General features: G+C 71.8%; 8 protein-coding genes. All 8 read left to right on the top strand.

Annotated features, from left to right (window positions below; translation table 11 throughout):
- Window positions 1-1078 (top strand): phosphoribosylamine--glycine ligase (gene purD, locus FJ251_12845; GenBank protein ID MBM4118596.1); only part of this gene is annotated, 1078 nt, incomplete at its 5' end.
- Window positions 1075-1536 (top strand): 5-(carboxyamino)imidazole ribonucleotide mutase, encoded by a 462-nt coding sequence (gene purE, locus FJ251_12840; GenBank protein ID MBM4118595.1) that lies wholly within the window; start codon window positions 1075-1077, stop codon window positions 1534-1536. The genes purD and purE, both read left to right, overlap by 4 nt.
- Window positions 1448-2188, top strand: a complete 741-nt coding sequence (locus FJ251_12835) for an L-threonylcarbamoyladenylate synthase (GenBank protein MBM4118594.1) — start codon at window positions 1448-1450, stop codon at window positions 2186-2188. Before purE ends, FJ251_12835 begins: the two co-directional genes overlap by 89 nt.
- A 21-nt stretch (window positions 2189-2209) precedes the next feature.
- Window positions 2210-2665, top strand: a complete 456-nt coding sequence (locus FJ251_12830) for a low molecular weight protein arginine phosphatase (protein MBM4118593.1) — start codon at window positions 2210-2212, stop codon at window positions 2663-2665.
- Window positions 2666-2694: 29 nt separating this feature from the next.
- Complete coding sequence (locus FJ251_12825; GenBank protein ID MBM4118592.1) at window positions 2695-3636, top strand: branched-chain amino acid transaminase; 942 nt, start codon at window positions 2695-2697, stop codon at window positions 3634-3636.
- Complete coding sequence (gene rpiB / locus FJ251_12820) at window positions 3636-4082, top strand: ribose 5-phosphate isomerase B (GenBank protein ID MBM4118591.1); 447 nt, start codon at window positions 3636-3638, stop codon at window positions 4080-4082. Before FJ251_12825 ends, rpiB begins: the two co-directional genes overlap by 1 nt.
- A 53-nt stretch (window positions 4083-4135) precedes the next feature.
- On the top strand, window positions 4136-5413 hold the full coding sequence (locus FJ251_12815; GenBank protein MBM4118590.1) for a serine hydroxymethyltransferase: 1278 nt from the start codon (window positions 4136-4138) through the stop codon (window positions 5411-5413).
- Window positions 5414-5434: 21 nt separating this feature from the next.
- Window positions 5435-5707 (top strand): transcriptional repressor NrdR (gene nrdR / locus FJ251_12810; GenBank protein MBM4118589.1); only part of this gene is annotated, 273 nt, incomplete at its 3' end.

Genomic DNA, 5707 nt, shown 5'->3' with positions numbered 1-5707 from the left:
GCCCGAGGCCCCCCTGGTCGCCGGCCTGGCCGACGCCCTCCGCGCCCGCGGCCTGGCCGTCTTCGGCCCGGGGGCCGACGGCGCCCGGCTCGAGGGCTCCAAGCTCTTCGCGAAGGCCTTCTGCGAGCGCCACGGCCTGCCGACCGCGCGGGCCTGGGCCGTCGCCACGCCCGCCGAGCTGAGCGCGGCCCTGGCGGAGGCCGGCGAGCGGGTCGTCCTCAAGGCGGACGGTCTGGCGGCAGGCAAGGGTGTGCTGCTCCTCGATTCGCGCGCGGAGGCCGAGGCGGCCGGCCGCGCGATGCTCTCCGGCGCGCTCTTCGGCGCCGCGGGCCAGGCGCTGCTGGTGGAAGAGCGCCTGGAAGGCTACGAAGTCTCCCTCCTGGCCGTCTGCGACGGCGAGCGCTTCTGCCTGCTGCCGCCCAGCCAGGACCACAAGCGCGCCCAGGAGGGCGATCGCGGGCCGAACACCGGTGGCATGGGCGCCTACAGTCCCGTCGCCCCCATCGGCGAGGCGGCGCTGCTCGCGCTCGGCGCGCCGCTGGTGGCGCGCAGCCTGGCGGGCCTGCGCGCCGAGGGTGTCGACTACCGCGGCCTGCTCTATCTCGGCCTCATGATGACGGCCGCGGGGCCCCGCGTGCTCGAGTTCAACTGCCGCTTCGGCGATCCCGAGGCGCAGGCCGTCCTGCCCCGAGTGGCGGGCGACTTCGGTCGCCTCCTGGCCAGCGCGGCGGCCGGCCGTCTCGAGGCGGACGCGATGGCCATCCGGCCGGAGGCCAGTCTCTGCGTCGTGCTCGCCGCGGCGGGCTACCCGGGGCACTACAGTCAGGGCCATCCGATCAGCGGTCACGCCGCCCCCGGCGACGGCGAGACCTGCTTCGTCTTCCACGCTGGCACTCGCCTGGTGGAGGGCCGGCTCGTCAGCGCCGGCGGGCGCGTGCTCGCCGTCACCGCGCTCGGGCAGGATCTGCCCCAAGCGGCCGCACGCTGCTATCAGCGCAGCGACGCCATCCGGTTCACGGGACGCACCCGGCGCCGGGACATCGGCTGGCGCGCGCTCTCGAAGGGAGGCGGGGCATGACGACGGGTCCCCGCGTCGGCATCATCCTGGGTAGCGCCTCGGACAAGGAACTGCTGGAGGCCTGCCAGGCAACGCTCGATGGGCTGGGCATCGCGAGCGAAGGGCTCGTGGCCAGCGCCCACCGCAATCCGGAGCGGGTGGCCGCCTGGGCGCGTTCGGCCCGCGAGCGCGGCCTGAAGGTGCTCATCGCCGTGGCGGGGCTGAGCGCCGCTCTGCCGGGGGTGGTGGCCGCGCACACGACCCTGCCCGTGATCGGCGTGCCCGCGGCCGCCGGTCCCCTGTCCGGTGTGGACGCCCTGCTCTCCATGGTGCAGATGCCGCGGGGCGTGCCCGTGGCGACAGTGGCGATCGGGAAGGGTGGGGCGGTGAATGCCGCCCTGCTGGCCGCCGCCATCCTCGGGATCGAGGACGATCAGGTGGCGGCCAAGTTGGCCGGCTATCGGGAGGAATGGAGCTGAGATGAAGGAACACTCGATCTCCGTCCACGAACCGCGGGCCTGTCTGGAAGCGGTGCGAACGCTCAGCGTCGGCCGCGTGGCCGTGCTGCCCACCGACACCCTCTACGGCCTCCATGGACTGGCGACGAGCGCAGGGATGGTCGAGCGCATCGCGAACCTGAAGGGCTACGCCGGCGGCCAGCGCGCCTTCATCCTGCTGGCGCCCGGATTGCCCTGCGTGGAGCGCTACGCCCGCCTGTCGGCCCAGGAGATGGCCGTGCTGGAGCGCCACCAGGGGCAGCCGATCAGCTTCGTCCTGCGCGCCTCGGCGCTCGCCCCCGGCGAGTGGACCACCCCGGGCGAGGACGGGGAGCCCCGCGTCGCCTTCCGCCTACCGGACACCCCATTCCTGCGCGAGCTCCTGGGCTACCTGGATGCGCCGCTGCTCTCCTCGAGCGCCAATCTGTCCGGCCAGCCGCCCCTTGCCAATGCCGCCGAGATTGTTAAGTTGTTTGGCGACAATGTCGGACTCGTGGTTTTCGACCCCGACCTGGAGGCCCGGGTTGCGGCCGAGGGGGCCCTGCCCTCGACCCTGGTCGACCTGAGCTGCCAGCCGCCGAAGGTGCTGCGGGAGGGGCGAACCCCTTTCGTCCAGGCGATGGGGGCGCCTTGAGTTGAGCCCGGAGAGGATGGCATGGAGCTGCTGCGCGTTCTCTTCGTCTGTACCGGGAACATCTGCCGCAGCCCCATGGCCGAGGGGCTGGCCCGCCACCATGCCGTCCGGCGAGGCATCCCGCTCAGCTGCGCCTCCGCCGGCGTGGGCGCCCGCAGCGATCTGCCCGCCAGCGAGAACGGCGTGCAGGCGCTGCGGGCCAAGGGCGTCGACATCGCCGAACACCGGTCGCAGCGCATCGACGGCGCCCAGATCGAGTGGGCGGATCTGATCGTCGCGATGGAGGAGGAGCACCGCTTGGCGGTGCGCGAGATCCCCGAGTCGACAGGGAAGTCCGTGGTCCTGCTCAGCGAGTGGGCGGGGGAGCGGCCGCTGGGGCCAGGCATTACCGACCCCATCGGCGGCAGCCCCGCCGAGTACGCGCGCACGGCGGACGAAATCGAGGGCTACATCAAGCGGGCGCTGGCGCGCCTCTAGGCGCGCTCCCGCAGGAAAGGGAGGCGGCGATGCCGGTCAAGAAGGCCGAAACGATCTGGATGAATGGCAAGCTCGTGGCCTGGGAAGACGCCAAGGTCCACGTCCTCAGCCACGTGCTGCACTACGGCAGCAGCGTGTTCGAGGGCATCCGGGTCTACAAGACGCCTGCTGGGCCGGCGGTCTTCCGGCTCGACGAGCACGTCCGCCGGCTGCTCGAGTCCGCCAAGATCTACCGGATGCAGGTGCCCTACAGCCACGCCGAGCTGCGCGCGGCGATGCTCGACACCGTCCTCGCGAACAAGCTCGAGGAGTGCTACATCCGTCCGCTGGTCTACCGTGGCTACGGCGAGGTCGGCGTGAACCCGGCCGGCTGCCCGATCGACGTCGCGATCGCGGTCTGGGAGTGGGGCAAGTACCTCGGCCCCGAGGCGCTCGAGCAGGGCGTGGACGTCTGCGTCTCGAGCTGGCAGCGCTGCGCGCCGAACACGATGCCGAACATGGCCAAGGCCGGCAGCAACTACATGAACAGCCAGCTCATCCGCATGGAAGCGACGACGAACGGCTACGTCGAGGGCATCGGCCTGGACATCCACGGCTACGTCAGCGAGGGCAGCGGCGAGAACCTCTTCCTCGTGCGCGACGGCGTGGTGTGGACGACCCCGCTGGCGGGCTCCATCCTGGCAGGCATCACCCGCGCCACGATGATCACGCTGCTCGGGGAGCTGGGCTACCCGGTCCGCGAGTCGACGATCGTGCGCGAGATGCTCTATCTCGCCGACGAGGTGTTCTTCACGGGCACGGCTTCGGAGGTCTCGCCGATCCGCAGCATCGATCGCATCCCGATCGGCAACGGCAGCCGCGGTCCGGTGGCCAAGCAGCTCCAGGAGCGCTTCTTCGGCATGTTCGACGGCCGTCACGAGGACCGCTATGGCTGGCTCACCGCGGTGACGCCGGCAGCGGCGAAGCGCTAGTGCGCCTGGCCATCGCCACGGATCACCACGGCGTGGCGCTGAAAGCGGCCCTCGCCGCCTGGTTGCGCGAGGGCGGCCACAGCGTCGAGGACCTGGGCAGCGAGGGCGAGGCGGCGGTCGACTACCCGGACTATGCCTTCGCGCTCGCCGAGCAGGTGGCGGCCGGCGCGGTCGAGCGGGGCATCCTCATCTGCGGCACGGGCATCGGCATGTCCATCGCCGCCAACAAGGTGGCCGGCGCGCGCGCCGCGCTCGTCTACGACGAGGCGAGCGCGCGCCTGTCGCGCGAGCACAACGACGCCAACATCCTCGTGCTGCCGGGCAACTGGCTGGACGTCGAGCGGGCCAGGGCCTGGCTGGCCCTCTGGCTGGCGACGCCCTTCGCCGGCGGGCGCCACGCGCGTCGCCTGGCGCGCATCGAGGACCACGAGCGGGACGCCGGCTAGCCGAGCGCCTAGCGCCGGCGGCCGGCAGCGGGAGGTTTTGGAGCGTGGACTGGCTGGACTGGGAAGCAGTGCGGCAGGCGGACCCCGAGCTGCACGCCACCCTGATCGGCGAGCGGCGCCGGCAGGAAGAGGGCCTGGAGATGATCGCCTCGGAGAACTTCGTCTCCCCGGCGGTGCTGCAGGCGATGGGCTCGGTGCTGACCAACAAGTACGCCGAAGGCTACCCCGGCAAGCGCTACTACGGCGGCTGCGAGTTCGTCGACGAGGCCGAGCGCCTGGCCCGCGAGCGGGCGCTGAAGCTCTTCGGCGCCGAGCGCGCCAACGTGCAGCCGCACTCGGGCACGCAGGCGAACATCACCGCCTACATGGCCTTCCTCGAGCCCGGCGATACGATCATGGGCCTGGACCTCTCCCAGGGCGGGCACCTGAGCCACGGCCATCCGCTCAATTTCTCCGGCCGCTTCTTCAAGGTCGTGCCCTACGGCGTGAGGGAGGGCGAGGAGACGATCGACTACGAGGCGCTGGCCGAGTCGGCGCGCCGGGTGCGGCCGAAGCTGATCATGTGCGGGGCGAGCGCCTACCCGCGCTACATCGACTTCGCCCGCTTCCGGCAGGTGGCCGACGAGGTGGGCGCCGTGCTCGTCGTCGACATGGCGCACATCGCGGGCCTGGTGGCGGGCGGCGTGCATCCGAGTCCGGTGCCCTATGCCGACGTCGTCACGACGACCACGCACAAGACCCTGCGCGGGCCGCGCGGCGGGCTCATCCTCGAGAAGGCCGCCCACGTGAACACGATCAACAAGGTCAACTTTCCGGGCAACCAGGGCGGGCCCTTCATGCACATCATCGCCGCAAAGGCGGTCTGCTTCGGCGAGGCGCTCAAGCCCTCGTTCCAGACCTACGCCGCGCAGGTGGTGGCCAACAGCAAGGCCCTCGCGGCGACCCTGATCGGGCGCGGCTACCGGCTCGTGTCGGGCGGCACGGACAACCACCTGCTGCTCGTCAATTTCAGGGGCACGCCGATCACGGGTCAGGACGCGGAGACCGCTCTCGAGCGGGCGGGCATCACGGTGAACAAGAACACGGTGCCCGGTGAGGAGCGCAGCCCCTTCGTGACGAGCGGCATCCGCATCGGCACGCCGGCCCTGACGACGCGCGGCTTCGGCGAAGCCGCGATTCGCCGGGTGGGCGAGCTGATCGCCGATGTCCTGGACAGCCTCGGCGCCGGCGAGGCGGCGCAGGCGGAGACGGCGCAGCGGGTGAGCGCCCGCACGCGGGAACTCGCCGCCGCCTTCCCGCTCTACGGGCCGGGCAGCAAGGCGCTCTGGTAGCGCCGCGGCTGGAGGTAGACGGTGAAGTGTCCCTTCTGCGGACACAAGGAGGATCGGGTCGTCGACTCGCGCAGCACGCGCGACGACGAGGCGGTCCGGCGGCGGCGGGAGTGCACGCTCTGCAACGCGCGCTACACGACCTACGAGTACGTCGAGCGCAGCCCGGTCATGGTGGTCAAGGCGGACGGCCGCCGCGTCTCCTACGAGCGGGAGAAGATCCTCGGCGGACTGCTCAAGGCCTGCGAGAAGCGACCGGTCGCGCGCGAGTCGCTCGAGCAGCTCGTCGACGGCGTC

The organism is bacterium, from assembly GCA_016873475.1.
In the GTDB taxonomy this organism is placed as follows: domain Bacteria; phylum Krumholzibacteriota; class Krumholzibacteriia; order JACNKJ01; family JACNKJ01; genus VGXI01.
The sequence above is the reverse complement of the archived record's forward strand: the minus strand, read 5'-3'. Positions and strand labels throughout refer to the sequence as shown.